General features: G+C 81.4%; 1 protein-coding gene. It reads right to left on the bottom strand.

What is annotated here, in order from left to right:
* Positions 1 to 436, bottom strand: a 436-nt coding sequence (locus tag AB0I21_RS07685; protein WP_360559585.1) for a hypothetical protein, incomplete at both ends; no start/stop codon positions are given.

The raw sequence follows: 436 nt of genomic DNA, 5'->3' as shown, positions 1-436 counted from the left end.
GACCGGCGGTGTGCCCGAACTGCGTGGCCGGCGGCGCGGATGCGGGCCCGGCCGCGGGCGGCACCGAGGCGGGACCTGCCGAGGCGGGACCTGCCGACGGCGGTGCCGACGCGGGCCCGGCTGCGGTGTGCCCGAACTGCGGCGCAGGCGGTGCGGAAGCAGGCCCGGCCGCAGGAGGCGCGGACGCCGGCCCGGAGAACTGCGGTGCGGATGCGGGCCCTGCCGCGGGCTGCCCGAACTGCGGTGCGGACGGTGCGGGCGCGGGTGCGGAGAACTGCGGTGCCGCCGGCGACGCCGCGGGACCGGACCCAGCCTGCCCGAACGGCGAAACCTGCGGCGCGGACGACGGCCCGGACGCGGGCGGCGCCGACGCGGGTCCCGAAGCCGGCGGAGCGAACGGCGCCGGCGGTGCGGATGCGGGCCCGGCAGGGGACTG

Source organism: Dactylosporangium sp. NPDC050588 (genome assembly GCF_040654975.1).
In the GTDB taxonomy this organism is placed as follows: Bacteria; Actinomycetota; Actinomycetes; order Mycobacteriales; family Micromonosporaceae; genus Dactylosporangium; species Dactylosporangium maewongense.
The sequence above is the reverse complement of the archived record's forward strand: the minus strand, read 5'-3'. Positions and strand labels throughout refer to the sequence as shown.